The organism is Vibrio plantisponsor (assembly GCF_013041605.1).
Classification (GTDB): Bacteria; Pseudomonadota; Gammaproteobacteria; order Enterobacterales; family Vibrionaceae; genus Vibrio; species Vibrio plantisponsor.
Window position 1 is genome coordinate 1 of the sequence record NZ_JABEQC010000023.1, and the last position, 25,796, is coordinate 25,796.

21 protein-coding genes and 2 pseudogenes are annotated in these 25,796 nt (G+C 39.2%); 3 read left to right on the forward strand and 20 right to left on the reverse strand.

The annotated features are described in order from the left end of the window. Positions 1 to 61: 61 nt before the first annotated feature. The 15 genes and pseudogenes from HKI82_RS19795 to HKI82_RS19865 all read right to left on the reverse strand — a co-directional run. Positions 62 to 244, reverse strand: a pseudogene (locus HKI82_RS19795) (PTS fructose transporter subunit IIB); the annotation flags it as partial. Positions 245 to 457: 213 nt separating this feature from the next. Continuing rightward, complete coding sequence (locus HKI82_RS19800) at positions 458 to 2,509, reverse strand: methyl-accepting chemotaxis protein (RefSeq protein WP_171138959.1); 2,052 nt, start codon at positions 2,507 to 2,509, stop codon at positions 458 to 460. A 54-nt stretch (positions 2,510 to 2,563) separates the two neighbouring features. Beyond that, positions 2,564 to 3,748 (reverse strand): mannose-6-phosphate isomerase, class I, encoded by a 1,185-nt coding sequence (manA, locus tag HKI82_RS19805; RefSeq protein WP_171138960.1) that lies wholly within the window; start codon positions 3,746 to 3,748, stop codon positions 2,564 to 2,566. 62 nt (positions 3,749 to 3,810) lie between these two features. Further along, the gene (locus HKI82_RS19810; RefSeq protein WP_171138961.1) at positions 3,811 to 5,793 is read right to left on the reverse strand and encodes a methyl-accepting chemotaxis protein; all 1,983 of its coding nucleotides are present in this window, start codon (positions 5,791 to 5,793) and stop codon (positions 3,811 to 3,813) included. Positions 5,794 to 5,876: 83 nt separating this feature from the next. Continuing rightward, positions 5,877 to 7,178, reverse strand: coding sequence for a carbohydrate porin (locus HKI82_RS19815; protein ID WP_102942993.1), 1,302 nt, complete (start codon positions 7,176 to 7,178; stop codon positions 5,877 to 5,879). A 298-nt stretch (positions 7,179 to 7,476) separates the two neighbouring features. After that, positions 7,477 to 8,649, reverse strand: a complete 1,173-nt coding sequence (locus tag HKI82_RS19820) for a glycoside hydrolase family 130 protein (protein WP_102942994.1) — start codon at positions 8,647 to 8,649, stop codon at positions 7,477 to 7,479. A gap of 116 nt (positions 8,650 to 8,765) precedes the next feature. Beyond that, positions 8,766 to 9,758: a glycoside hydrolase family 130 protein gene (locus tag HKI82_RS19825; RefSeq protein ID WP_102964512.1), complete on the reverse strand. Its 993-nt coding sequence runs from the start codon at positions 9,756 to 9,758 to the stop codon at positions 8,766 to 8,768. Between the two features lie 42 nt (positions 9,759 to 9,800). Then, positions 9,801 to 11,165 carry a phosphohexomutase domain-containing protein gene (locus tag HKI82_RS19830; RefSeq protein WP_102969753.1) on the reverse strand — a complete coding sequence of 455 codons (1,365 nt, stop codon included), beginning with the start codon at positions 11,163 to 11,165 and terminating at the stop codon, positions 9,801 to 9,803. 190 nt (positions 11,166 to 11,355) lie between these two features. Continuing rightward, entirely contained in the window at positions 11,356 to 12,360 is a 1,005-nt protein-coding gene (locus HKI82_RS19835) for a LacI family DNA-binding transcriptional regulator (RefSeq protein ID WP_102964510.1), read from the reverse strand. 141 nt (positions 12,361 to 12,501) lie between these two features. Beyond that, positions 12,502 to 13,584 carry an ABC transporter ATP-binding protein gene (locus tag HKI82_RS19840; protein ID WP_102967219.1) on the reverse strand — a complete coding sequence of 361 codons (1,083 nt, stop codon included), beginning with the start codon at positions 13,582 to 13,584 and terminating at the stop codon, positions 12,502 to 12,504. Between the two features lie 14 nt (positions 13,585 to 13,598). Beyond that, entirely contained in the window at positions 13,599 to 14,825 is a 1,227-nt protein-coding gene (locus HKI82_RS19845; protein WP_171138962.1) for an AGE family epimerase/isomerase, read from the reverse strand. 21 nt (positions 14,826 to 14,846) lie between these two features. Next, positions 14,847 to 15,461, reverse strand: a complete 615-nt coding sequence (locus HKI82_RS19850) for a YesL family protein (RefSeq protein ID WP_102964508.1) — start codon at positions 15,459 to 15,461, stop codon at positions 14,847 to 14,849. 7 nt (positions 15,462 to 15,468) lie between these two features. After that, complete coding sequence (locus HKI82_RS19855) at positions 15,469 to 16,407, reverse strand: carbohydrate ABC transporter permease (RefSeq protein ID WP_102943001.1); 939 nt, start codon at positions 16,405 to 16,407, stop codon at positions 15,469 to 15,471. A 1-nt stretch (position 16,408) separates the two neighbouring features. Then, the gene (locus tag HKI82_RS19860; RefSeq protein WP_102943002.1) at positions 16,409 to 17,281 is read right to left on the reverse strand and encodes a carbohydrate ABC transporter permease; all 873 of its coding nucleotides are present in this window, start codon (positions 17,279 to 17,281) and stop codon (positions 16,409 to 16,411) included. A 259-nt stretch (positions 17,282 to 17,540) separates the two neighbouring features. After that, positions 17,541 to 18,437 carry a helix-turn-helix domain-containing protein gene (locus HKI82_RS19865; protein ID WP_171138963.1) on the reverse strand — a complete coding sequence of 299 codons (897 nt, stop codon included), beginning with the start codon at positions 18,435 to 18,437 and terminating at the stop codon, positions 17,541 to 17,543. Positions 18,438 to 18,504: 67 nt separating this feature from the next. Here HKI82_RS19865 and HKI82_RS19870 point away from each other — a divergent pair, with 67 nt between their 5' ends. Beyond that, the gene (locus HKI82_RS19870; RefSeq protein ID WP_171138964.1) at positions 18,505 to 19,878 is read left to right on the forward strand and encodes an MATE family efflux transporter; all 1,374 of its coding nucleotides are present in this window, start codon (positions 18,505 to 18,507) and stop codon (positions 19,876 to 19,878) included. 8 nt (positions 19,879 to 19,886) lie between these two features. Here HKI82_RS19870 and HKI82_RS19875 read toward each other — a convergent pair. From HKI82_RS19875 to HKI82_RS19895, 5 genes and pseudogenes are all read right to left on the reverse strand, one after another. Then, positions 19,887 to 20,195: pseudogene (locus tag HKI82_RS19875) on the reverse strand (IS110 family transposase); the annotation flags it as partial. A gap of 167 nt (positions 20,196 to 20,362) precedes the next feature. After that, positions 20,363 to 20,881 carry a phosphoribosyltransferase gene (locus HKI82_RS19880; RefSeq protein WP_171138965.1) on the reverse strand — a complete coding sequence of 173 codons (519 nt, stop codon included), beginning with the start codon at positions 20,879 to 20,881 and terminating at the stop codon, positions 20,363 to 20,365. A 166-nt stretch (positions 20,882 to 21,047) separates the two neighbouring features. Next, on the reverse strand, positions 21,048 to 21,599 hold the full coding sequence (locus HKI82_RS19885; protein WP_102943013.1) for a sugar O-acetyltransferase: 552 nt from the start codon (positions 21,597 to 21,599) through the stop codon (positions 21,048 to 21,050). A gap of 76 nt (positions 21,600 to 21,675) precedes the next feature. Then, entirely contained in the window at positions 21,676 to 22,815 is a 1,140-nt protein-coding gene (locus HKI82_RS19890; RefSeq protein ID WP_171138967.1) for an MFS transporter, read from the reverse strand. Positions 22,816 to 23,042: 227 nt separating this feature from the next. Next, entirely contained in the window at positions 23,043 to 23,660 is a 618-nt protein-coding gene (locus HKI82_RS19895) for a sugar O-acetyltransferase (RefSeq protein WP_240956767.1), read from the reverse strand. A 293-nt stretch (positions 23,661 to 23,953) separates the two neighbouring features. Here HKI82_RS19895 and HKI82_RS19900 point away from each other — a divergent pair, with 293 nt between their 5' ends. Both HKI82_RS19900 and HKI82_RS19905 read left to right on the forward strand, forming a co-directional pair. Then, positions 23,954 to 24,760, forward strand: a complete 807-nt coding sequence (locus HKI82_RS19900; RefSeq protein WP_102943008.1) for an HAD family hydrolase — start codon at positions 23,954 to 23,956, stop codon at positions 24,758 to 24,760. Positions 24,761 to 24,894: 134 nt separating this feature from the next. Continuing rightward, positions 24,895 to 25,665: a DeoR/GlpR family DNA-binding transcription regulator gene (locus tag HKI82_RS19905; protein ID WP_102943009.1), complete on the forward strand. Its 771-nt coding sequence runs from the start codon at positions 24,895 to 24,897 to the stop codon at positions 25,663 to 25,665. Positions 25,666 to 25,796 lie beyond the last annotated feature (131 nt).

The following is a 25,796-nucleotide window of genomic DNA, read 5'->3' on the forward strand; positions in this document are numbered from 1 at the left end:
ACACCCAATGAATCTGAACTACTGTATTGGAAAAACTCTAAAACCGTGGCCAAATTTAGTTGACCACTACACTATCTGCATTTGATATATCTTGTGCAGATAATAGGTTCTCTATCCCCATAGCGCCTTGTGTTTCAACTTTTATTTGTACATGATACTTATTAGCAGTCTTTACAAGCGCGTCGGCTGCCATATAAGTATGTGCAATTCCCGTAGGACAAGCTGTTACAGCTACAATTTTCATTTTCACACTCTTTTTTATGTTTATAGCATGTAAATATCATCTACCAACAATTTATACTTGCTTGTCTTCACAAAATTTAAGTGGTGCTACATTCGTCCAGTTAATGTGTATTTATTGCTATTATTTAAACAATAAATACACATTAATATAGAGAGAAATAAATAGTCTCCCCCCAGACTATGTGCTCCAAAGCCCCTATATGGGGCTTTACTTTTACTCTGTAACCTTAAATTGCTCGATATGCTTGATTAGAGTTTCATTCTCTAGAGATAGCTGTTTCATATCATCATTAGTGGAGTTCGATTGGACTAATAATTGTGAAGAGTCATCCTTTATTCTGACAATTCTTTCACCTATATCCATAGAAACCGTTGCTTGTTCTTCAGTTGCAGTCGCGACTGTTGTAGACATTTCTAGAATCGCATCCATCTCAACTTTTAACTTAGAAAATGCCGCTGCCGCATTAATGGCAGAAGCAACACTACTTTCACCTTCTTCTTTGAGCAGTTTCATTGTGTTACTAGCGGATGTAGAGCCTTCGACAAGTCGGGATATCTGGCTTCGGATCTCGGAGGTAGCCTCATGTGTTCTTTTAGCTAACTTACGTACTTCATCAGCGACCACAGAGAAACCTCGACCAGATTCTCCCGCTCTTGCTGCTTCAATCGCAGCATTAAGAGCCAATAGGTTCGTCTGTTCAGCGATACTCTGAATAACATCCAATATCGACGTGATTTCAGATGCTTCTGTATTTAAACTGTTTACTTTATTACTAGCAGCTTCCATTTCATCGAGAAGCTTGTTCAATCCATCTCGACTGAACTCCCATTCATTTTCAGCTTTATTCGATATGTCATGTACATTTTGAACACTTGTCGCTGTCCGCTGAGCTACGTGGGATACTTCCTCGACAGTTACTCTCATCTCAGTCATTGCAACCGAAATACTATCCGTCATATGAAGCTGGTTACTCGAAAGTTCGTTAGCTAAATCCATCTTTTGAGTGCATTCAGTAACTAGAGTCGTAGAACGATGTACTTGCTCTTTCACCGACTTAATAATTTCATTGAAATTTTGAACTAATGAATTAAAAGCTTTTGATAACTTACTTAATTCATCATTACCTTCTTCACTAAGCACAATTGCCATATTCTTCGTTGTCGAAAGCTCGTTAATAGCTTTTACCGATCTATCAAGAGGCATTGTTATACTGTTCATGATGATGTAAGAGAGCAATAAAATGGCACAAATCAGCCCAGCGGCTTCAGTCAAACTAAGTATAACTTCTCGTTGAGATTCTTCAGTCTTTGCTTCTCTTACAGCAATCAACATATCAAGCACTGATGCCATCATGTGTTCATAGGCGTTAGAAGTTCTCTCTCGCTCTTTCGACCACTTATTTTCATTCCAATCAAATTGATTTTTTTCCACGCCACTGTAAGAGTTAAATACAGCCCAATAAGTAGAATTAACATCATCCAAAACACCATTAGATAACATGTTCTCCTCATAGATTTTTTTTATATTAAGTGGAGCTATTTCGACAAATGTTTCCCTATGCATTGATTCCAAAGCACGGTAATGCATTAACTGACCGAATTGGTATGCACTGAAGTTACCCTGGATAGAGTCAGTGATCAGTTGGCTTAATGTCCTACTAGCGCTAGCAGCTTTAAACAGGAAAAAATACGCGTTCGTTATCCCATCAAGTTCATGGTCTCTTCTAGAGAATGTTGCAATATTAGCTAATGAATTTATTAAATAGTCGGATAACCTATCTATATCTACAGCAGTCCAGATAGTGTTGCCATCAAATTCACTTTTATACTGGTCTGAATGATCTAATTTTTTGTCAGATACCTTTCGAATATAGTCGAGTTGTGTAATCTTTCTTTCTATATCAGCAATGCTGTTATGGCCTGAGAATATGCTACCTATTTGTTTACTATTGGTTTTCAAAAATCGCAGAAATTGCTCTTTTGATTTATTAGTTTCCTTCCGTTGATTCAGCATAGCTTGCAAATCAATCTGTTCATTTGAACTATAAATGTACGAGCGTGTAACCACTTGTTCCTTAGCTAAATGAGCTATCAAAGGCGTTATTAGCTCTATATATTCGGTAGCTACAGACAAAGTCACCATCATCTGTTTTTTTTCAATCGCTACACTTCCCCATTTGTAGGAATAAGCACTGATAGCCAATATCGGAAGTAAGATAATGAGAAGTATCCGATTCTTAATAGATACAAGTGATAAAAAATGCATAATAACTACCCAATACGTAGTTGGTCAGTTACCTGACCAACTACAAAAGCAAAATCAATTAGTTGAAGCCGATGCACGGTAAATAACAGCATCAGAAATAGCGCGAAATACGTTTACTTCGCCAGGTCTCTGATAAAACGCACTACCTGAATTTGAATAATGTTGTTGATTGTCTAACTTTACCTCTCCACTAAGTACAAACCAGATACATGCACCTTTATCCTCAGGCGTTGCTAGTGATTGTCCTTTTTCAAGTTTGTATTCTCTCAGTGCGAAATCATCCACAGGGACAATGTAGTCCGTACTTCCATCGGTATTTGCTCTGCCTTTTACGGTAGCTGGCGTGATAGGTGAAAAATCTGTAATTTCCAGTAGCTCTCTAGTGTCAACATGCTTAGGGGTCAAACCACATCGAACAACATTGTCAGAGTTAGCCATTAACTCAATATTCTGTCCCTCTAGATATGCGTGAGGTACACCTGCGTCTTGGTAAACCACATCCCCTTTCCGCACATACATTAGATTCATGATAAATATCATCAAAAGCCCAGCGTCAAGATCCATGTTATCGCGCTCAATTCTTTCCACCGCTCGCATAAACCAGAACAAAGACTCAGATTTTGATATTTCATTCTGCGCGTAAGCAGAACGGTTCGCTTCTATAATTGGGGTTAACAGTCGACCAAGATTTGATTTCGGTAGGTTAAAAATCAAAGAAACAAAGCCCTTGATACCGATCTCTGAATACAATTTTATGATTTCATTCAATGACTTGTACTTATTTAGTTCAGCCAAAGCTTCCGTAACGTTACGAAAACCATGCAACAAATAAAAATCGGATAGAGCTAGCATCAACTCCGGTTTATGGTTGTCATCATGATAGCTACGTTGATCTTGAGCGATACCTTTAGAAATCTCTCGTTTATAACCTTTCTTCGCCTGTTCAATGGTTGGATGCACTTGTATAGATAAAGGCTCTCTTACATCTAATATTTTGAAAAGAAAGGGTAAACGACATCCATAACGCAAGACTAAGCCTTTACCTAGACGGTATTCTGGTGCCGCCTCGATCCATTTACACAGTGGGGAACCATCAATTAAAGTCGCAGAACCAGACTTGTGGTCACCTAGCCATAACTCCGCTGCTGGCTCATTTCCTAAATTTGTGCCCAGCATCATTGGCAAATAGTGATAACCACCCCAGGCATATTGTTTTATTGAACCTTTTATTTCGATCATCTTTCTCTCCTCAAATTAGTTCCTTTGCTACACATGAAAGCGATAGCAAAGTCCCTACAAAACTAAGTATTAAATTTGTCTAGTTCACGGTGTTGCTGCTTAGATAGAGATAAGAGGTGAGAACTGCGTTCATTTACGTTTTCTAATGCACTTATGCTAACTTCCAAGCCTGATACAACATCAGCGACAGCGGTAGCGATATGAGAACACGATTGAAATTGCTCGGTTGAAGAACGAGTAATAACATCTGTTTCCACTACTAAATCTGAGATATGTTCATTTATTTGATTAATAACTGTCTTAACCTGTTGTAGATGAAGGGTATTCTGTTCCATTTGAGTTGAACATGAAGACATGCCCTGAACAGCAGTAGCACTAGCTCGATTCAAGTTATCAATCATTTTTTGAATTTTGTGTGTTGAGTGAGTTGTTTGTTTAGCAAGGTTACTCACCTCATCTGAAACGACAGAAAAACCGCGACCATGCTCACCAGCTCTTGCCGCTTCAATCGCCGCATTTAAAGCTAATAAATTTGTTTGATTCGCAATTTCGTCAATTACAGTAATAATTTGGCTGATATCTGATGTACGGTTTTCTACATCAGATATAGTTTTGGAACTCTCAGCAATCCGCTGATTTAACTCTTCATTGCCTGTTACCATTGCATCGACAGAAATAAGAGTTGTCTCAACGAACTCCTGAATAAGGTGCGTGTGTCCCATCACCTTTGTTACGGCGCTTTGAGTATCTTTACTAATGTTTTCTAGTTGCTCGGCGGCTGCGGAAATTGAATGCATAGACAGCATCTGGTCGTTGCCAGTTTCACAGACATTCCCGATAGCTTGTGAATTGTCTTGGCTCTGTTCTTTCAATTCCGAATTGTTATTTTTTACCTGATTTATCAGCGAACTATTAGTTTTTATTACCTTTTCCAGTTGCTTCGTTAAATAAGTAAATTCTTCGCTCCACCCCGCTGTATTTACTCGTTGAGTGTAATCTCCATTCACCATTCGTTCTAAAACACTTAAAACATAACCAATGGGTTTCTTAATCTTGTGGGTTAAAATGGAACCAGCGAAGAGAACAAAGACTACGCAAACGACCAGTGTCACCAATTGAAATGACACAATCGTATCTAATACTGTTGTTACATTGGATTTCAATTTCTGATTGTTATCACGAACAACAGATACAATTTGCTTTAGATGGTCAGAGAATCCCGATTTATAGTTAGAATACTGCTCTTTAAGGTCTTGTACATACTTGATTTTATTTAATAAGTTGATCTGAGTAGCGCTAACACCAGATGTAGAAAATAGGTATTCTTTTAACTGCTCACTAATTTTTTGATAGTCACGATCATTATTTAGATCAACTAATTCATCTAGGAGATAGTCTTCTTCCTCTGCAATAATCGACTCTAGATATTTAATCTGCTTCTGAGTACTGATAGCGTCTTCAAGATCTCTTGAAAATAGTATCCTATTCGACAGTGCAATAGCTGCATTCCGCTTTTCAAGATAAGCTTCAATATCCTTTCGCAAAAACTCATCAATATCCGTTCTCTTATCAACCACCCTTTTGAAAATGATGTCTGATGAAGCAGCAATATTTTCTAATTCTTTGCGATCACGAATGATTTTTTGGTCTAGAGAGATTATTTCTTTCTTGGACTCAACAAGCTGATTAGATATCTGACGCCAAGAGCCAATGAGTTCAATAAGTTGCTTTTGAGTATAATCTTCAAAGAAATGTGCTGAGCTTACACTTTGCACTAAGTGTTCATAGCTGTTTTGTAAATCAACCGTTGCTATGTCTACAGTGTCTATTTTATCAAGAACCAGTATGTCGTTAAGTTGTAAATCTATAGATTGGCTTTGATGTTGTAAGTTGTTTGCCATCTCATTCAGTGATAGAGAACTTTGGATGATTTCTGCTAAGTTCGCTTTTGCTGATGTAGAGCGGTAAACCGTAAATGCATTAGTTACAGAGAACATTACAATTACACTTACGAACGCAATAATGACTTGAGTTACAACTTTCATAGCACTTCCAAATTACGAGAAAAGGAGAGAGCAAAGCCCTCTCCAAAACCTAAGACATGTATATGGTTTCTAGGTAAGGCAAGTTAGAACCAAACTTCCGCTTGAACACCGAAATTTAGAGTGTCTGTATCGCCATTACGCGTATAGCCACTATCGATTTTCGATGCTGCTTCATCATCCCACTTCGCGTAAGTCACAAACGCTCGGATTTGAGGACGTGCCCAGAAGCCCGTTTCTAACATTAGAGTTGGAGCAATCGTCACTTTGTAGAAGCCACCATCTGCACCATCAACTTTGTCTTCTTTGATGTGCTCGTAACCCAACTCGTATTGCATTGCAAAATTGGTTGTAATCTGGTTGTGCGGACGTACACCGATAGCAAAACTATCACGGTCATAACCTACAGTTGAAGGATCGCTCCAGTTACTCCACGGAGAGTAATCAGAATCTGATTGGTAGAAAGCAAAAGTAGACAACTCCCAAGATTCACTTAGATTTGCTAGGCCATCGAATACAACACGTGTAGATTTAGTGTCTTCAGAGTTAGCAAAACCCCAACCGTTTTTGCCCAATGAGTCACCAGAAGCTAAGCCCTGACCATATTGGACCGCAATGCGTGAATAACCGTTTGCTACACCATAGAAGCCATCAAAATTGTAAACACCTGTAGCACCGAAACCGTCTGTAGCTGCACCTTGATGCCACGAGTGCTCTTCCATAGAATGAGCAACAAATTGAACGTCTAAACCGGTATCAGCGATTTTCTTAAACCAAACATTTAGCGATAGATCGTCTGAGTAACCTTGAATGGTAGTGTCTGTAGGGTTTTCATTATTTCGGTCACTTGGCATAAATGCGTAGATACCTACGTCCATTTTGGCGAAGCCAACATCGACTTTATCTACACCACCACCAGTGCCGTTGTATTGAATGTATTCCCAGTCATACTGATGGTTAGAAGTATTTGATGAACTGTAGCGCTTACCCGCCCAAAAAACGCTTTCAGGAGAAAACGAAAAACCGCCCATTTCAACAAAACCTTCACGGAACTGAATATCATGTTTGTCACCGTCTTGACAGTTCCAGTCTGCAGTACAAGTCGTTTCATGGGTTAGGTTGGTGCGTACTTTCGCCCATGTACCTTCATCAGTCGTAAATTTGAAAGTTGGTAGCAATTCGATCTTAGTATTCTGTTCGTTACCAAGACGGAACTTACCGTAATTAGTAAATAAACCTAATGAGTTTGAACGCGTGCCGTCTCCGTTCAACAATAACCCTGATTTTAAGTAACCATGGAACTCAGTCGCAGTTTCGACTGCAAGTGCAGGAGCAGAGGTTACAACCAATCCTAAGATAATGCCTTTCGTTAATTTATTTAATTTCATAGTGTTTCTTCTTATCGTTACTGTAGGTGTTTTTATAACAACCATCCTTAGTAAAACCTTATGTACAAAGGAACCACTGATGGCAAAGGAACTATATCAAATCAAAAAATGGTAACGTTACGATTTTGATCACTAATTTACCTAGTTTATAAAAATTAAGATCATATTTGAGATCCAATTCTATATTTGATTATTTCCAAGTGAATATTTAGCGATTAACGTTACTATTGGATTTAAAAATATTACAAAGATCACAATATAATAAGAGCACTTGGCGGTGCTCTTATTATTAAATTGACTATTTATACTTATTGTTCGACTCAATCAATGCTATGCGTTGTTTTACACACTCAGCAGATGTCAGCGGATCACTAGGAGTATTTACAACATAGTCGACGAGCTGGTCTACGGTAGTAGTTAAAACGTGGCAACGAGTATCGGAAGACGCATAATAAATAAAGACTTCGCCATTCTCACGAGCAATCAAACCATTCGAAAAGACAACGTTTGATACATCACCTACACGCTCATTTCCTTCTGGTGCTAAGAAATAACCACTAGGTCTGTGTGTAACTTTCTTAGGATCTTCAAGTGAAGTCATGAAGCTATACAGAACATATCTTAAACCTGCCGCAGTGTTACGTACTCCGTGAGCAATATGCAGCCAGCCTTTATCCGTTTTTATTGGCGCGGGACCTTGACCATTCTTTGATTCTTTAATTGTGTGGTAAGTTTTTGGATCAATAACGTATTCTTCTTCTACAACGGCATTATCCATTGACTTTGCAAAGCCCATACCGATGCCACCGCCAGTACCTGCTTCAATGAAGCTGTCTTGAGGGCGAGTGTATAATGCATACTTACCATCGATAAATTCAGGATGTAAGACTACGTTTCGCTGCTGTGCAGAACGTGTTTTTAGATCAGGTAGGCGTTCCCATGTCACTAAGTCTTTAGTTCGTACAATACCACACTGTGCAACGGCAGCAGATTCATCACCAGGAGCTGCATTTGGGTCTTTTCTCTCTGTACAGAACAAACCATAAATGTAGCCATCTTCATGTTTCACCAAGCGCATGTCGTAGACATTTGTATCTGGATTATCAGTTTCAGGGATCACACATGGCTTTTCCCAAAATTCAAATCCATCAATACCATTAGCTGACTCAGCTACAGCAAAAAACGACTTGCGGTCATAGCCTTCAACACGTGCTACCAAATAGAACTTTCCATTCAGTTCAATCGCACCAGGATTAAGAACTGCGTTAATTCCTAAACGCTCCATTAAAAATGGATTTGTTTCAGAATTTAAATCATAACGCCATGCTAAAGGAGCATGTTGAGCCGTCAAAACTGGTTTTTCATATCGATAAAATAAACCATTACCAGGCTTAACTGGAGCGTTTTTATATTCAGTATTGTTTTTAAACTCAGACTTCAATAATGAGAGTCTTTCATTGAAAATTGACATATAAAACCTTTAATATTGAAATTAAATTCTAATAAATAGAATATATTTTGTTTTATACAATCATTTAGGTGATAAACGAAACGTTACGATAATCACCCAAATTAATTAGTACAGTATTAGAATACTTCTGAGTTGCTTTTCAGCTCATTGATCAAGTCATCTACAGTTGTATAAGCTACTGCCGAATAGGTATCAGCAGCACCGTAGTAAACAGCAATACGACCTGTATCTGCATCGGCTAGCGCTGCACATGGGAAAGCAACGTTTGGTACAAAACCTGTTGTTTCATATGATTTTTCTGGCGTTAAAATGTAGTCACGAGTGCGGTACTTAACTTTCCATGGTTCATTGATATCAAGTAGTGCAGCACCAAAACTATATACAAAACCATTACACGTACCGGATACGCCGTGGTAAATCATCAACCAACCTTCTGAAGTTTCAATTGGAATCGGACCAGCACCAATCTTAGTACCTTGCCACCAACCGTTGCCACCTTTACCCATTACGTGTCTATGCTTACCCCAGTATTCCATATCATTAGAGTGGCTCAGGAAAACATCACCAAATGGAGTATGACCTGAATCTGAAGGGCGATTTAGAAGAACAAACTGACCATTAATTTTACGAGGGAACAGAACACCATTGCGGTTAAACGGTACACAAGCATTTTCAAGACGTGTAAATGTCTTAAAGTCTGTAGTCATGCCAACACCAAGAGTCGCTCCATGGTCATCAGTACACCAAGTTACATAGTAGATGTCTTCGATCTTAACTACGCGAGGGTCATAAGCATAAGTTGGTTGAAATGGCTTACCATCTTTGTCTTTCCACTCGATAGGGTTATGTTCAAATTCCCAGTTTAATGCATCATTTGAACGACCTACATGTAGATGTGGTCGACCATTTTTGTAATCACAGCGGAAGACACCAATAAATGAACCTTCAAATGGAACAACCGCAGAGTTATAAACACGAGCTGCCGCAGGGAAAGGGTTCCAATCGATAATCGGGTTTTCACTATGACGCCACATTACGCCTTTTTCAGTTGCTGGACGCTCTTGCCAAGGCATGTTAGGAATAGCGTCACCAATAATTTTCACAGACATTTTGTACTCCGGTTAATATCTAAAATTAAATTTTTATCAGCACTACGCTTCAAGCAATGCCAAAATTTGTTTTGTTTTCGTTTCAACTAAATCTGGGTTACCACGCGATTCGACGTTTAAGCGAACTACAGGCTCTGTATTTGATGAACGTAAGTTAAACCGCCATTCGTTAAATTCCATGCTTATGCCATCAGTAATATCAGTTACAACTGCGGTATCAATAAACTCATCCCATACACGCTGTACTGCACTCTTTGCATCAAGTACATGGCGATTAATTTCACCCGAAATTGGGTAACGCGACTGAGCTTTAGCTACAAATTGTGAAAGGCTTAGCCCTTTGGTAGAAACAAGTTCTGCAATTAATAGCCAAGGTAGCATTCCAGAATCACAATAAGCGAAATCTCTGAAGTAATGATGCGCGGACATTTCACCGCCATAAACTGCATCTTCTTGGCGCATACGTTCTTTGATAAACGCATGACCTGTTTTTGATTGAACTGCAACACCACCTGCTTGCGAAACAATATCGATAGTATTCCATGTCAATCGAGGATCATGAATAATCTTAGCCTTTGGCTCTTTGTTTAAAAACGCTTCTGCCAACATACCAACAATGTAGTAGCCTTCGATAAACTGACCGTTCTCATCAAATAAGAAGCATCGGTCTACATCACCATCCCATGCGACACCAAAATCAGCGTTGTGCTCAATGACAGCGTCTATTGTCGCTTGACGATTTTCTGGCAGTAAAGGGTTAGGAATTCCATTAGGGAAGTTACCATCTGGGTTATGATTTACTTTAATGAACTCAAACGGCAGGTTTGCTTCAATATTATCAATCATATGACCTGCTGCACCGTTACCAGCATTTACTACAATTCGTAGCGGACGCAACGACTCTCGATTCAAGTAACTCAGCAAATGTTCCGTGTACTCGCCAGAAATATCGTAACGTTGCGATTTTTCTGTGTATAAAGACGCATTATTTGACTTAACATAGTCTCTAGACTCAACTAAGTCCTTAATTTCATTTAAGCCAGAATCACCGCTGATTGGTTTCGACTGCTCACGAACTAGCTTCATCCCATTGTATTCTTTAGGATTATGGCTTGCTGTAACCATAATACCGCCATCAAGTTTAAGGTGACTTGTTGCGAAATAAACTTCTTCAGTACCTACTAATCCCAAGTCTAAAACCTCAGAACCACCGTCAATTAGCCCTTCGCGTAAAGATTGAGCTAATGATTGACTACTCAGGCGAATATCAAAACCGACAGCTACTTTCTTAGCAGAAAGAAACTCGGAATAAGCTCTGCCAATCCTATAAGCGATATCCTCATTAAGCTCGTCAGGTAACTTTCCTCTGATGTCGTAAGCTTTAAAAGCTTGAACTAACTTTTTCATTTCCAACCCTCAAAATCGTAACGTTACCATTTTATTTTTTTCACAGATCCTTTCAAGGATATCTTGAGATTTTTGGCTATAAGTGTGATGTATATTGAGTTTTGATTTTCTAATATTGGGAGACATAAAAAAGCCAGTGTCAAATCACTGGCTTTAAATGAAATGGTTACGATTTCTAAATTAAAGAATGTTATCTAGGGTAGAGAGTTGTCTTCTCTACGTACTGAAGCTCTTTTGGATCAGCCCCTTCAACACACTGGACGATATAACGAGATAGCATCTTTCCTACACTATGAAAATCTTGTCTTAAGCCAGGTACAGGAGGAGTGAAGAAACTCGGTAAATCACAAGTTTCAACAGCAATAACTTGTACGTCGTCACCAATTTTCTTACCTGCGTCTTGGATACCAGCAATCATGCCACATGCGCTAATTTCTGACCCGCAAATAACACCATCAGGGGCATCGTCCGACTCCATCATCTTTCGAGCATATTCTCGGTAATTATCCACATTTGTGTCAAAGATAATGTCTCTATCTTTTGAGAACTGGATACCATGTTCCATTGATGCTCTCTTCACTCCGTAATACTTATGCCAAGCATAAGTATAAATCTGAGAAGAACTAAGTAAGCGGATTTTCTTGCAACCTTTATCGTATAGATAACTTGCAGCCCTATAGCCAATATCGTAGTTATCTATATCAACATAAGCATGCTCTATGCTCATCTCTGTTTGACCAAAGGTAACAAAAGGGATGCCTTGCTCATGAAGATAAGTGACTCGCTCATCTTGTGTCAGTGTTAAGTTGAAAATGATCCCGCCAGCCAAATTGTTTTCAACTGCGTATTTAACCGGTTCTAGTGGGTCTTGATCTGGTTCTAATGGTAAAACAGTAAGGTGAAATGGTGTGCCGTCTAGTCCCGCAGTTAAACCAGCGATCAGTGATAACGTGCCAACATCACCAACAATATCTCCAGCTTTTGTCACTGGCAATATCGCACAAATGTTGTAGTTGATACCAGTTCTTAACCCTACTCCGGATAGATTTGGTCTATAGCCCAACTTAGTCGCAGCCGCTTTTACTTTATCTTTTGTCGGTTGCTTTACATCGTCACCATCTTTCAGTGCACGAGAAACAGTTGTAACAGACAATCCTGTATATTCAGCTATTGTTTTTAAGGTAGCTTTAGACATAGGGTTCCATGATTTCTAAATTCGTAACGTTAAGAAAGTGTCTCACTGATATATGTCTTACTCAAGTGCAAGACACATAAATTTTAAGTAAGTCAAAAAAAACAGGCTGTTGTAGCCTGTTTTTTTTAATTTATTCAACAACTATATTCTCTCTTCGGTTGCTGCACAGAAAATCGAAACGTTCTGTAAATTCAAATGAAGGTCTAATCTGTCTCCATTTCGAATCTGAATATTCGCATCTAACTTCGCTCTCAAAGGCATTCCGAACATATCGAACTCAGCAAGAGTCTCTGACCCAGTCATCTCAAAGGCACTAATAGGTAGATTTAGTTCAAAGTGACTATTTAGCGGTGATTGTGTGACATGTTCAGGTCGGATACCAAAAATAACCTTTCTATCTTCAACTGGTTTTGAAGTGAAGTTGTAGTCTTTAACCGGAATCCATGTGTTGTTAACGAGTACGCCCCATGAGTCATCTTTCTTGTGTAATGTACCTTTTAGAAGGTTGATTTGAGGAGCACCCACAAACTTCGCTACGAAAATATTCGCTGGCTGGTTATAGATTTCATAAGGCGTACCTATTTGTTGAGGTATCCCTTTGTTTAATAACACGATTTTTGTAGCAAGTGTCATTGCCTCAATTTGATCGTGTGTAACATAGATGATAGTTGAGTCTAGGTTTGCATGTAGCTTCTTCAGTTCTAGTCTCATCTCTCCACGCAACTTTGCATCTAAGTTTGATAAAGGTTCATCAAATAAGAACACTTTAGGCTGGCGCATTAGTGCTCGACCGATTGCAACACGCTGTCTCTGTCCCCCTGATAATTGCGCTGGAGTACGATCAAGCAAATGTTCAATTTGAAGCATTTCAGATACTTCTTTAACTCGTCTCGCTATTAGATCGGCTGGCTTCTTATTAATTTTCATACCGAAACCGATGTTCTCTGCAACTGTCATATGAGGGAAAAGGGCATAGGACTGGAACACCATAGCGATATCGCGGTCTTTCGGGTCTGCCAAAGTAACATCTTTGCCGCCAATGATAACTTGCCCTGAAGTTACATCTTCCAAACCTGCAATCAAGCGCAATAATGTCGACTTACCGCAACCTGAAGGACCAAGCAATACAGTAAAGCCACCTGCTTCCATTTCTAAATCAATGTCATTAAGGATGACGGTTTTACCAAAAGATTTATTTAATTGTTTTACTTCTACAGCATGCATTTTGCCATCCTCGTTTATACATTCTTAAATTCAGTTGTTGTTTGGCTTTTGGATAGGTCAATACGCTTGATCATCTCTAAGCACGCGCGTCCATTGTGATAAGGACATTTCCAAGGCTCGACCTTAGGTAAGCCTTTATAAGGCTGTCCATTGCGCTTAACTTTCCAATACCATTCACCATTTAACTTATCTTTTAGCTGCTGCTGAATGATGTTCCAGCAACCAACAGCGTTATCCAACAGCATTACCGCATTTTTCTTTTGGTAAGCATTAAAAAAACCAACCATTGCCTCTGCTTGAACCCACCAAATGCGGTCTGAGTCTAGCAAATGTCCTTCTCTAAGTTCGTTGAAAACAGCTCCATCACGATCCACACCTTCAACACTAGTTATGCAAGCCATATCGTAACTTTGCTCGAACACTTTATTTGCTAGTTCTTTATCATGAATCTGCTTGGCTGCTTCATCCATTAACCAAGTGCCCTCAATATCATGACCGTATGAAACGTCTCCAGAAACACAGCGCCAGTCTCTAGTAAAGAACAGCCCATAATGTAGAGTGCCATCAACGACTTTTTCTGACATCAGTTTACACAGCTCACTCAATTTACGTTCAACTAACTCATTTTGAGTAGCCTGATGCAATACTGTATACGCTTCAAGTACATGTAGGTGTGTATTCATTGATTTTTCAGCGAGAATTCCTTCTGCTGTATCACATACCAATTGGTTCTCAATCGGATTCCAATTCTTATCAAACGCTTCACGATAGCCACCGTAAGTAACATCATAAGCATGCTCTTCTACTAAAGAGAACAAGTTCATTGCAACGTCTAATGCATCTTCCGCACCACTAGCCAGGTAATATTCACTAAGAGCGTAAATAGCAAAACCTTGGTTATACACGTGCTTTTGAGAATCCGTAACGTTACCATTTTTATCTAAAAGCCAATATACACCGCCGTGCAAAGAATCTAGAGCTTTATCAACCATGAATTTGTAACAATGCTCTGCTGCGGCTAAATAACGTTTGTCTCCAAGCACTCGATATGCAGAAGAAAATGTCCAAAGAATTCTAGAATGTAGCAATACTGATTTTTCATGTTCAGTATCTATGTTACCCGTGTAGTCTGCGTAACAATAAAAGCCACCCAGATTCTTGTCTTGCATACTCAACCAAAAATCAAGAATGCTTGTAGCTTCTTCAGTTATGCTGTTTTTTAACTTAAATAAATCTAACATATTGTTTTCTCACAAATATTTTTATAATTCAGCATAGGAATTTTTAAGTTCATTCTTATTCATCCACAACAATCCTATTGTGCAAAATAACGCAGGAGAGACACTAAAGAACATTCCAACTATCGGATTTACCAGAAGCAAAATGATGCAGATTAGAAAAACCACTGACGTAAACAGCACTACTCGCTTTTCTTCTACGAGTAATACGACGGCATTTTTTAATTCATCTTTCAAGCTATCAGCTTCATAAATGCTCATTTGGACTAATGTGCAATAAGTCAAAACAATCATCAGTACTGTTATTGGCAAGCCACATAACATGATAACTGTTGAGATCCCTTCAAGGTTTAAAATTGCCCAATGTATGTACCAAAGAAAGGATATCGTTGGTAACAACAATACTAACCCTACTTTATTGCTACGAAAGAACTCAGCTCGGTACGTATTCCACGCGTCTTTTAGCGTAACTTTCGCAGCACCGTTTAAATATTTTCGTATTAGGTAACACACTGTGACTGTTGCAGGCAGAACACCAAACACTACCCCACCGATTAAAGACAAAAAGAACCAGATTACGTTTAACCATGCTAAACGAGTGATCCAATGACAAGCATTAATAAGTGAGGACGAATTCATAGTCTAGTTACCCCTTCACTGCGCCATTAGTTACACCAGAATAGATTTGCTTCTGAAGTGTAAGAAATATAACGATTGATGGGACTAAGATAATTACAATCCCTGCTGATATCGTTGTCCACTCAGTACCAAACACAGAAGTGAACTTATAGAGTGCAGTTGACACTGTCACTTGCGATGATTCTGGCAAGTAAAGTAAAGGAAAGTAGAAATCGTTGTAGATAAAGATCGTTCTTAAAATAATAATTGTCGCAATTGCTGGCTTCAGCAAAGGCAAGATTATGGTTCTGTAGATGAGGAAATAAGAGGCACCTTCCATCTTCGCGGCTTCATCTAATTCCTCAGGAATACCTTTCATGAATTGGAGGAATACATAAATCATTACAACATCAGCACCAATGTATAAGAGAACAACCGACGCTTTGTTATTAATTAGCCCTAAACTCTTAATCACTTCAAAAGTTGCAACTTGAGTTGTAACCGCTGGAATTACCATAGCCACAACGTAAGCCAACAAGACTAATTTTTTTCCTCTGAATTCAAATCGAGACAATACATATGCAACTTGAGTACCGAACACGATAGTGAAGAACAGCGACACTAGCAAAATAGTACCTGTATTTAGGAATGCTAGCCCAAGATCACCATCAGCGAATACTTTGATGTAATTGCTAAAGTTCAAGAAGGTTTCGGGAATACCTACCTTACTCGTGTTGTAGTACTCATCTAATGTCTTAAATGAAGCCATCAATACGGAATATGGAGGTACTAACACAGCAAATGACGCTAGGATCAATGTCATATACTTAAATAGTGCCCAGAATACCCATGACGGATTAGACAAATTCTTTTTAAATCGTGCTTTTCGAATTAAACGTTTTGAGCGCTCTACTTTTTTTACTACAAGCTGCTCTTCATAGGTCATAGTTGACGTTTGATCTGACATACTACTTTTCCTCTTTAAACAACACTTTTTGAAGAATCATAAACAACACAACAATCATTAGAAGTAGCACAGCCATTGCTGACGCTAGACCGAAATCATTGAAATTAAATGCTGTTTCCAGAGTAGCCATTACAAATGTTTTAGTGCCGTTTGCACCTTTTGTAATGATCATTGGTATTTCGAAAACCGAGAGTGAACCAACAAATGCCAAAAGCACTTGTAAGCCAATAACGAGTTTAATTGACGGTAATGTGATTAGACGAAATTGTTGCCAACCTGATGCGCCTTCAATTCTAGCGGCTTCATATTGGTCTTGTGGAATTGACTGTAATACACCGTAAAACAGAATCAAGTTGAAACCTAGATAACGCCAGATTGATGCTGCAACTAGCGCCCAATTGACGACATCACGATCCATTAACCATGGTTGAATAAGATTCTCTAAACCAATCAGTATCAAGAAACTATCTAATGCACCATCTACCTGATAAAAAATCTGAAACACCATAGATGCCGCTACAGCATTTAGAACAAATGGGATAAAAAGTAGTGTTTTAAATAGGTTTCGACCTGCGAGTTTGGAGTTTACAAGTACAGCAAACCAAAGCGAGAGTACTAACTGAATAACTGCACCAGCAAAATAGTAAAGAGTCACTAATAACGGGTTTAGTTGATCTGGTTCTTCCCACAAATACGTGTAGTTGTCGAGTCCAATAAAGTTCTTAACTGGTGCATAGCCATCCCAATCTGTCGCACTCATATAGAAGAGTTGGCTTGCTGGGTAATAAGAGAAAGTAAACAGCAACGTCAACGGAATCGTTAAGAACATAACGATGATTAGCCTTTGCTGTTGCTTTAACGTCAAGTTAAACATATAAGCTCCCAAAAAATATCCAACCAGCCATCCTTAAATTATAGATTTTGGTTGAACTGATTCATCTCATTTTCACGCAAATCTTAACGTTACGATTTTGTCATAGCAATCACTCAATACTGTCATATAGGTTTAATGTGAAACCGATCAATAAACAAACCTCTATATCGGGTTTGTTTGTGATCAAAGCCCATATATGAAGCAGTTGTTAAATGTGATGATACGCTCAAAAATGTATCAAAACAAACAAATCGAAACGTTACGAATTGAGATTTAAACTATCACGATATCTACGAGGAGATATTCCATAGAATTTGCGAAATCGATGTGTGAAGTTATTAGGATCTTGATATCCCAATCTAAGCGCGATCATTTTTATCGACCAGTCTTTATTTCCTAATAAGTCCGCAGCCTTCTTCATCCGTAAACTAATCAAGTATTCTCTAGGTGTCATCCCAACAATCTGCTTTACAACTCTATTGAGTTGCTCAGTACTTAAGAACACAGATGCCGCAATGTCTGTAACGCTCCAATCAAGATGGAGCTGTGATTCCATTGTGTTCAACATGCTTAATACACGCATTTGTGTATCAGACAGGTCTATCTCAACGTTAGAAAGAAGTTTTACTAGCTCACTTAACATCATTGTTCTAAACGCAGATCTACCATCTATTTCTTTATGAATTAAAGAAGTCAGAGACCAAACAGACTCGGCTGAATCAAAATTAATAACTGGACGATATGACTTGGCAACGCTATTCCATCTTTCCACGTTATTAAGAAGCAACCAGACCATATTCCATGGTTTCGATTGATCATTTAGCTCAAATCGAAAGGGCTTGCCTGCGGGCAAAAATGTAACGGTGTTTATCCCTATCTCTAGAGTGCACTCTGGCGTTGTTAATACTCCAGCACCCTCTAGTGTCACAAGCACCGTGTGCACATCAGGACTAGTCCTTTCTACAACATAGCCATTTTTTAACTGCGCTAAACCTGCCATAAAAATGTCAAATTGCTTCATCTCTGGAACATCAGAGAGCACAAGAAATCGCTCCCGACATTCTGGAGCAAGGAATACATCATCTTTCCATTTTCTTGATGGCTGTGTTTTTACATCGATGACAGATTTGCACAGATTTTCATTTCTTTGGAACATTTCGTTTAGTGCCTTAAATGCTTAAAGTTCAACAATCTCATTTTCGTACCCAGGTTACAAATTTGCCATGAAAAGAATCTACTTAACACCTGAAACATCAGCAGTTTTGTCGAAAACAATTAGAATCGGAGTTCCTGTAGCTATTCAAAGTGCATTGGTAGCCATACTCGCATTAGCTGATGTTTTAATGGTTGGAAACTTTGGCAAGGAAGCAACAGCCGCTGTAGGGCTTGCTTCTAAATGGCATTTTGTCGCTATTATGATTATGGCTGGACTCTCTACCGCTAGCAGCATACTGGTAGCTCAGTATTGGGGGAAGGGAGAACGTAGTACCACTAAAGCTATCACATTGTTGGCTGCAAAAGCCGGTATATGGATTTTAATTCCAGTCACAACTATCTTCATTGTGTTTTCAGACAACATATTGAGCCTTCAAACCAGAGACATAGAAGTTATCGCTTTAGGCAGTGATTATCTACTCTATGCATCACCCGTTTTGATACTTACTCATTTAGTGATAGTTCTAGAGTCAACTCTACGCTCTACTGGTGATAGTTTTAGCCCTTTAGTCATCGCAACAATCACGATAATCGTAAACATAGCTCTAAACTACTGCTTAATTAATGGCATCTATGTAATAGAACCAATGGGAGTCGCGGGTGCGGCATTAGCTACAACCATATCGAGAGCTACCCAGATAATAATATTTTTCAGTTACTTAGGATTCAAGCAACATTGGCTTAAGAGTACCAATATAAATGCTCTGGATGTTAAAGGGCTACATAAGAAATATATCTCCCTAGCAATTCCAGCAGTTTCTGGAGCCGTTCTATGGGCGATTGGAACCATGTTGTATCAAGTTATCTTTGGGCGTATGGGTACACTAGAACTTGCTGTCTTTAGTACTATTGGACCATTTGAATCACTATGTTTCTCCCTGTTTTTTGGTCTATCTGTGGCGTGTTCAGTGATAATTGGGCAGCATCTTGGATGCGCAGAATTCACAAATGCTAAAGCCGTATCGAAACTGTTTACTCGAACTTTTGCAATATTAGGTATAGCGACCACGGTAATCTTGCTAGTGTTTCAACCTTGGTTTTTATCAGCTTTAGGTTTGGACAATTCTGAGTACGCGTCACTATCCAAGCCAGCAATGACACTACTCAGCATCGCTGTGAGCCTCAAAATGCTTAATATGATAATCATCAATGGGATATTACGTGCGGGAGGAGAAAACAAGTTCTGTTTGCAGATGGATTTTATAGCCATGTGGATGTTTGGTCTTCCGTTTACAGCAATTGCAGCCTTTATACTTCACTTAAGTTTCGGACAGGTTTACGCAATGATGCTATTGGAAGAAGTAATTAAATTGACTCTGTGTTGGCGTCGATACAACAAACATCTATGGCTAAGAGATCTGACTGTTAGTGCTCACATTTAGATAATGAATCTAGATACCATTACAGCAATAGCAGCCGCATCGATAAAGTCATTCTTATGAGCTTTAACGTAAGGTTTCACATATTGAGGTGGGATAAGTTTAACTTGATGCCCGTATTCTTGGCATTTTCTTGCAAGCCAGTGAGCACCACAGCAAGCCTACATTGCTATCAATGTTGGTTCATGCACAGAGATAAACTGTAGTAATTTACTTCTAGATAATTTGTACCGATATTGTTCACGACCACTATAATCGTGGCCAACTAGATGAAAAGTAGATTTACCTAAATCGGTTCCAATAACTTTGATTGCCGACATGATGGCACCTCCCAATATTCAGCGACATAGCTGAGTGTAGTGCAGGTGTGGGGCGTACCATCTTAATAACGTTTTAGAACTGATGCTCTATAGCGCTTCTGTCAGATTAGGAAAAGTATGTTGAGGTCTGAGGCACTTATATTGTTAGGGATTACGCTACTGGTTGACTATTTAACCAGTTTTGCAAGGTAAGGAACATTTCTTAACTTGTCTTGCCAAGGAAGACCATACCCAACAAGTAAATCGTCATTTGCCATTTCGTAGGCGTAGTATTGCGGTACAGGTATATCTACACGACTTGGCTTGACAAACAACGTAGCGATTGAAAGCGACTTGACCTCATAGTGCTCTTGGATATGAGCAACTAACCTGTTCATAGTTCCACCTGACTCAATTGCATCGTCTATCAAAATAACGTCTTTGCCAAGTAAGGAAATATTTTCATGAAACACAATCGGTGATTGGTTATTACTATCTCCAGGAGTATGTGGACAAGAAATGTAGTCCATTTTGATATCGAACTTTAGCTTACGAACCAAATCAGCAGTAAACAAAATACCACCAGGAACGACTGTAATTAACACTGCATCAACAAACTTATTACTTAGCTTTTCAGCAACAATTTCAACACCATCTTGAATTTGTTGCTCACTCAAGACTACTGCTCCAATACGTTGTGATTTCATAATGTATTCCTATTTTCGCTTTGCAGTACAACACCTACTAGATGAGACTAACTTAGAATAATCTCATCTAGGCCAAATAGGAGTAGCTAGATTAGTAGTCCGTGAGTTGCACTAGATCAGGTGATAATCTTCGTTTTGAACTGATGAGTGACCACTCCCAAACTTATTAAATCTCCTTCAATATACGGGCTGGATTTCCGCCAATAACCACGTTATCTCCAAAGCTTTTCGTGACCACCGCCCCTGATGCAACAACAACGTTGTCTCCCAGAGTAACACCAGGATTGATAGTGGCATGTCCTCCAATCCAACAATTATCCCCAATAGTGATTGGTTGAGCGAACTCTTTGCCACTGTTACGTTCAATTGGGTCTAGAGGATGACACGCTGTATATATTCCAACTTGCGGCCCAATCAGACAGTTGTCCCCGATAGTGACTTTCGCAACGTCTAAAATTACACAACCAAAATTAACGTAAAAGTTTCTTCCTACCTCTATGTTCGTTCCATAATCACAATTGAATGGCGGCTCGATACTTACTCCATCAAACTCCTGACCGAACAGCTCCTTTAGTATCTGTTTGCGTTCGTTGATTTGACTACGTAGCGATACATTATATTGTGTCGCCAACGTTCTAGCTTTTTCACGCATAAAAGATAACGTCGAATCACTAGGATCGTACATTTCGCCAGCCAACATTTTTTCTAACTCTATCATCATATGACATATCTCTAACTTAATTACATTGTTTAAAAAAAAAGCGACTCTGATGGTCTGCTGAATTTAGTAAAAATTACATACGAATTTTAAAACTCAGAAGCACAGCAATTAACATTAAACCCATGACAACTGTAAAGGCTGTAACCAAACCATATAGTTCACCAAAAAAACCTATCAGTGCTGGACCAGCTAAAACACCCGTATATGCTAAGGTCGTTACCGCTGTCACTGCGACACCGTCTGGCATCGTATTTTGCTTCCCAATTGACGAAAACATGATTGGGACAATATTGGAGCAGCCAATCCCAATTAATGCGAAACCTATTAACGCACTTTGCCATTGGTTGACCGACAAACTTATTGTAAAACCTGAAAGTGCAACGACTGTACCCAGTATAACTAACTGACGAGATCCCAATTTACTTACAACACGATCACCGAACAATCGGCCTATTGTCATAAAAATAGAGAAACAAACTACACTCATTCCTGCGGATTTGGGGGAAACTGAACGATACTCTGACAAAAAAACGCCACTCCAATTAATAACAGCCCCTTCAGCCAAGAAAAAAATACAACATATTAATCCAATTAAGATTACCGCTCCTTTCGGGAAAGCAAAGTAAGGTGAGTGTTTACGTGTTATGTCAGAGCGAAGAGCTGTTCTACTGTGAGACAAAAGAAACAAGGTACAGAAAGAGATCACTGAACATGCATAGGAAGGTAGCATTCCAGAGGAAAGTAGCAGCGTTAAAGTTGTTGCTCCCGCCATACCACCAAGGCTGTAAAAACCGTGAAACCCAGACATCAGAGGCTTTCCAGTATCCTTTTCAACGGCAACAGCTTGAATACTAACCGCACAATCAGTAATTCCTAGTAGCAAGCCGAACATTAATAACAATACAAACAGTGTTATTGGCGTTTGTACATGTGTTAATAGAGGAAATAACAGAGAGTAACCCGTAACTGACGTTAGAAGCACACGTTTACAACCGTATTTATTGCAGCAAAATCCCGATGTTGGCATTCCAACTAAAGCACCAATCCCTAAAGACAACAATAAGAAGCCCAATGTGCTGTCACTGATACTTATATTGAACTTAATATACGGAATTAGAGCAGCCCAAGACGAAGTTATAAAACCAGTACAAAAAAATACTTCCCGTGTGGCTATCTGCTCATTTTGTTTGAACATCAGTATAGCTGAACTCATCAGATGGCTACTCCTTGTACAATTTAAAATAAGCTTTAGATCATCGAGCCTTTCGCAATTTGTAATAACGAACAGGAATAGATAAATCTGAATAATGATTAATGCACATTTGGTACACTTTTGGGTTTATTACTGAGTGAAAGATAGCGCTGACATGATGGCTCTCAAGAACTACGCAATGGCTCTACCCGCCGTTTATAGCACGGCCAACACTGGGTTCTAGAAACTCACTGTCTCAAGCGTGCTTCCTCATTTAGATCGTCTAGAGAGATTTCACGGCCTTTGTAATAATGGCTCATGTCACGTTCATTAATCTCACGCAAAACTCTACAAGGGTTACCTACCGCAATGCAGTTAGGTGGAATATCTTCGGTAACCACACTGCCAGCTCCAATAACGGTATTTTCTCCTATCGTCACGCCCGGTAATATCGTTGTACCAGCACCTATCCAGCAGTTATCTTTGATGACGACAGAATCGGCAAACATATATTCCCGATAATCTGGATTAATAGGGTGACCAACGGTTGCAATTGTCACAGCAGGGCCAAACATAACTCTGTTACCAATAATGATTTTCCCATCATCGACAAAATTACAATTGAAGTTGATATAACAGTCCTCACCGAGTTCAATGTTATTTCCATAGCAAAAATATATCGGCGGCTCTATCCAAGAACTCGTCTGTTTTCCAAATATTTCCGTCATCAAGCGAGAGCGCTCTTCCAGCTCATCAGGGCCAGTCAGGTTGAATGCTTTCATTCTTCTCTTAGCGTTATTTCTGTCTTCTGGTAACCCCTCACAGTGGTCAGTAAATAATTTCCCTTCAGAAATTCTCGCTCTCATACTCATTGTATTAACCTTTTAATATTGAATGTTATGTTGAAAATAAGGATTTATTACTTTCTATACAGGCAATTAAGTTGGCTTCTGATCACGATCAGGATTTTCATCCATAACCATAGGGTTAATAAAACTTTCATCACCAATACTTCTTGATGTACCAACAGTATCAAACTGGAGCATATATCAAACGAACCAAAATGATCAACATCAATGTTCATAAATATTTTATTGTGTTCATTTATGTTTGCGTGTAACAATAAACGACGTTACTACTGATAGCGAAGAGCTTACTTATGATTAAACTAATTGTTACGGACATGGACGGAACGTTTCTTAACAGCCACGGGGATTACAATCGCGAGCTATTCCGAACTGTAGTGGAAACAATGCGTGAGAATAATGTGAAATTCGCCCCTTGTACTGGCAAGCAAGTTGAACGTGTTGAAGAACTATTCGGTGAGCAAAGCAAGGATTTTTGGATACTTGGAGATAGCGCTACTCGTATCAAACACCAGGGAGAATTTATTTATCAATCTCTTCTCAGCAATACTTTAGGGCTTAATATTATTCAACAATTAGAATCTATCGAAGGTTCGCATATTGTCATTGCATGTACCCCCGAATATGCAGCCATCAAACGAGATACCCCCGAGCATTTACGTAGACTGGTCAGACGCTCATATACTGAAGTTAAACTTGTCGAGTCTTATGACGACATAGGCGATGATTTCGTAAAAATTACTGTCTACGATGAGACGAAACAATGTCCGGCAATCCGTCCCCAACTATCCAACTTTGATACTCTGGCCTATATCGTTGTATCGGAAGATGCATGGATCGATATTGCAAACACAGGTGTACACAAAGGAACCACCGTTGAAAAGCTACAATCCATCGTTGGAGCGACAGAAGCTGAAACCATGGTATTTGGAGATGGGTTCAATGATATAGAACTAATGGAACGTGCCCATTTCAGCTTTGCTATGCGTAATGCGTTTGAAGAAACAAAAGCGGCGGCAAACTATATTACCCGTTCGAATGATGAAGATGGTGTAATGCACACGATTTTACAGCTCTTAGCACTTCAAAGAAAATCATAATCGGCTTTTTAAGTGGGCGTGACGAAAGGCGTAACCACTTAAAAACTCTAATTCGACAAGCATAAACGAACAGATATGAACATAAAGCCTATTTGTTTATAATAATTGTCATCGCTTATGAATAGAAAACGATAATGGAAAAATTTTCACCAGAAGAACGTCATCAGTTAATCCTGAATTTACTGAAATCTCATAACAAGGTCATGGCGAACGATTTAGCCGTTCAACTTGGAACGACTGAAGCGACAATTCGTCGAGATCTACGTTTTCTTGCCAATGAAGGGTTATGTAAACGAATTCATGGCGGTGTACTCTCTCTCGTACCTCCAACAGGGACACAAGAACAACGTCTGGAAAACAGAAATAGCGAAAAACAAGCACTGGCCCTCGCGGCATTAACCATTATCAAAGCAGAGCAAGTCATTTTCTTAGATGCCAGCAGCACCCATATGTTGCTTGCAAGCCTGTTACCTAACGATATCGGTTTAACCGTCGTGACTAATAGCCCTGCTATAGCTACCCGATTACTAGAAAGACAGCACATTCGCACCATTCTTATTGGTGGTGAACTTAATTATGCAGTAGGCGGTGCCATAGACATTACAGCCGTAGAAGCCTTAAGCAAATTTCGATTTGATCTTTGTTTTATGGGAATTTGTGGATGGTCATCTGAAGCAGGGTTCAGCGCTATTCATTATCAAGACGGAGAATTTAAACGCCATGCTGCGTCTAAAGCCGGAGCTATAGTTGCGCTGTGTACTGAGGACAAAATAGAAGCATTGGGTCCATACCCGTTTATGACATCTGAAGACGTTGATTACCTGATCTGCTCTCCAAACAATACCGTCGCAAAAGACTATTTCAGCCGATTAGATTGCACCGTGATTACCAGCAATCCTCTTTAGCGGGAAATGCCAAGACTTCTAAAGTAGATATGCAGACTGTCATTTGGATAACTTGAATTAGGCCAGCACTACACTGCTGGCTTTTTCATTTTTTATAAGGATGGATACGTCAAAACGTTTATAGACCCTAA

Bases quoted from the DNA above. Each gene is read 5' to 3' on its own strand.
- HKI82_RS19900 (WP_102943008.1), top strand. From the start codon at position 23,954: ATGATTAAACTAATTGTTACGGACATGGACGGAACGTTTCTTAACAGC.
- HKI82_RS19835 (WP_102964510.1), bottom strand. From the start codon at position 12,360: ATGTCTAAAGCTACCTTAAAAACAATAGCTGAATATACAGGATTGTCT.
- HKI82_RS19850 (WP_102964508.1), bottom strand. From the start codon at position 15,461: ATGAATTCGTCCTCACTTATTAATGCTTGTCATTGGATCACTCGTTTA.
- HKI82_RS19825 (WP_102964512.1), bottom strand. From the start codon at position 9,758: ATGTCTGTGAAAATTATTGGTGACGCTATTCCTAACATGCCTTGGCAA.
- manA (WP_171138960.1), bottom strand. From the start codon at position 3,748: ATGATCGAAATAAAAGGTTCAATAAAACAATATGCCTGGGGTGGTTAT.
- HKI82_RS19815 (WP_102942993.1), bottom strand. From the start codon at position 7,178: ATGAAATTAAATAAATTAACGAAAGGCATTATCTTAGGATTGGTTGTA.
- HKI82_RS19820 (WP_102942994.1), bottom strand. From the start codon at position 8,649: ATGTCAATTTTCAATGAAAGACTCTCATTATTGAAGTCTGAGTTTAAA.
- HKI82_RS19870 (WP_171138964.1), top strand. From the start codon at position 18,505: ATGAAAAGAATCTACTTAACACCTGAAACATCAGCAGTTTTGTCGAAA.
- HKI82_RS19885 (WP_102943013.1), bottom strand. From the start codon at position 21,599: ATGATAGAGTTAGAAAAAATGTTGGCTGGCGAAATGTACGATCCTAGT.
- HKI82_RS19890 (WP_171138967.1), bottom strand. From the start codon at position 22,815: ATGAGTTCAGCTATACTGATGTTCAAACAAAATGAGCAGATAGCCACA.
- HKI82_RS19855 (WP_102943001.1), bottom strand. From the start codon at position 16,407: ATGTCAGATCAAACGTCAACTATGACCTATGAAGAGCAGCTTGTAGTA.
- HKI82_RS19800 (WP_171138959.1), bottom strand. From the start codon at position 2,509: ATGCATTTTTTATCACTTGTATCTATTAAGAATCGGATACTTCTCATT.
- HKI82_RS19810 (WP_171138961.1), bottom strand. From the start codon at position 5,793: ATGAAAGTTGTAACTCAAGTCATTATTGCGTTCGTAAGTGTAATTGTA.
- HKI82_RS19860 (WP_102943002.1), bottom strand. From the start codon at position 17,281: ATGTTTAACTTGACGTTAAAGCAACAGCAAAGGCTAATCATCGTTATG.
- HKI82_RS19845 (WP_171138962.1), bottom strand. From the start codon at position 14,825: ATGTTAGATTTATTTAAGTTAAAAAACAGCATAACTGAAGAAGCTACA.
- HKI82_RS19905 (WP_102943009.1), top strand. From the start codon at position 24,895: ATGGAAAAATTTTCACCAGAAGAACGTCATCAGTTAATCCTGAATTTA.
- HKI82_RS19880 (WP_171138965.1), bottom strand. From the start codon at position 20,881: ATGAAATCACAACGTATTGGAGCAGTAGTCTTGAGTGAGCAACAAATT.
- HKI82_RS19865 (WP_171138963.1), bottom strand. From the start codon at position 18,437: ATGTTCCAAAGAAATGAAAATCTGTGCAAATCTGTCATCGATGTAAAA.
- HKI82_RS19830 (WP_102969753.1), bottom strand. From the start codon at position 11,165: ATGAAAAAGTTAGTTCAAGCTTTTAAAGCTTACGACATCAGAGGAAAG.
- HKI82_RS19895 (WP_240956767.1), bottom strand. From the start codon at position 23,660: ATGAGAGCGAGAATTTCTGAAGGGAAATTATTTACTGACCACTGTGAG.
- HKI82_RS19840 (WP_102967219.1), bottom strand. From the start codon at position 13,584: ATGCATGCTGTAGAAGTAAAACAATTAAATAAATCTTTTGGTAAAACC.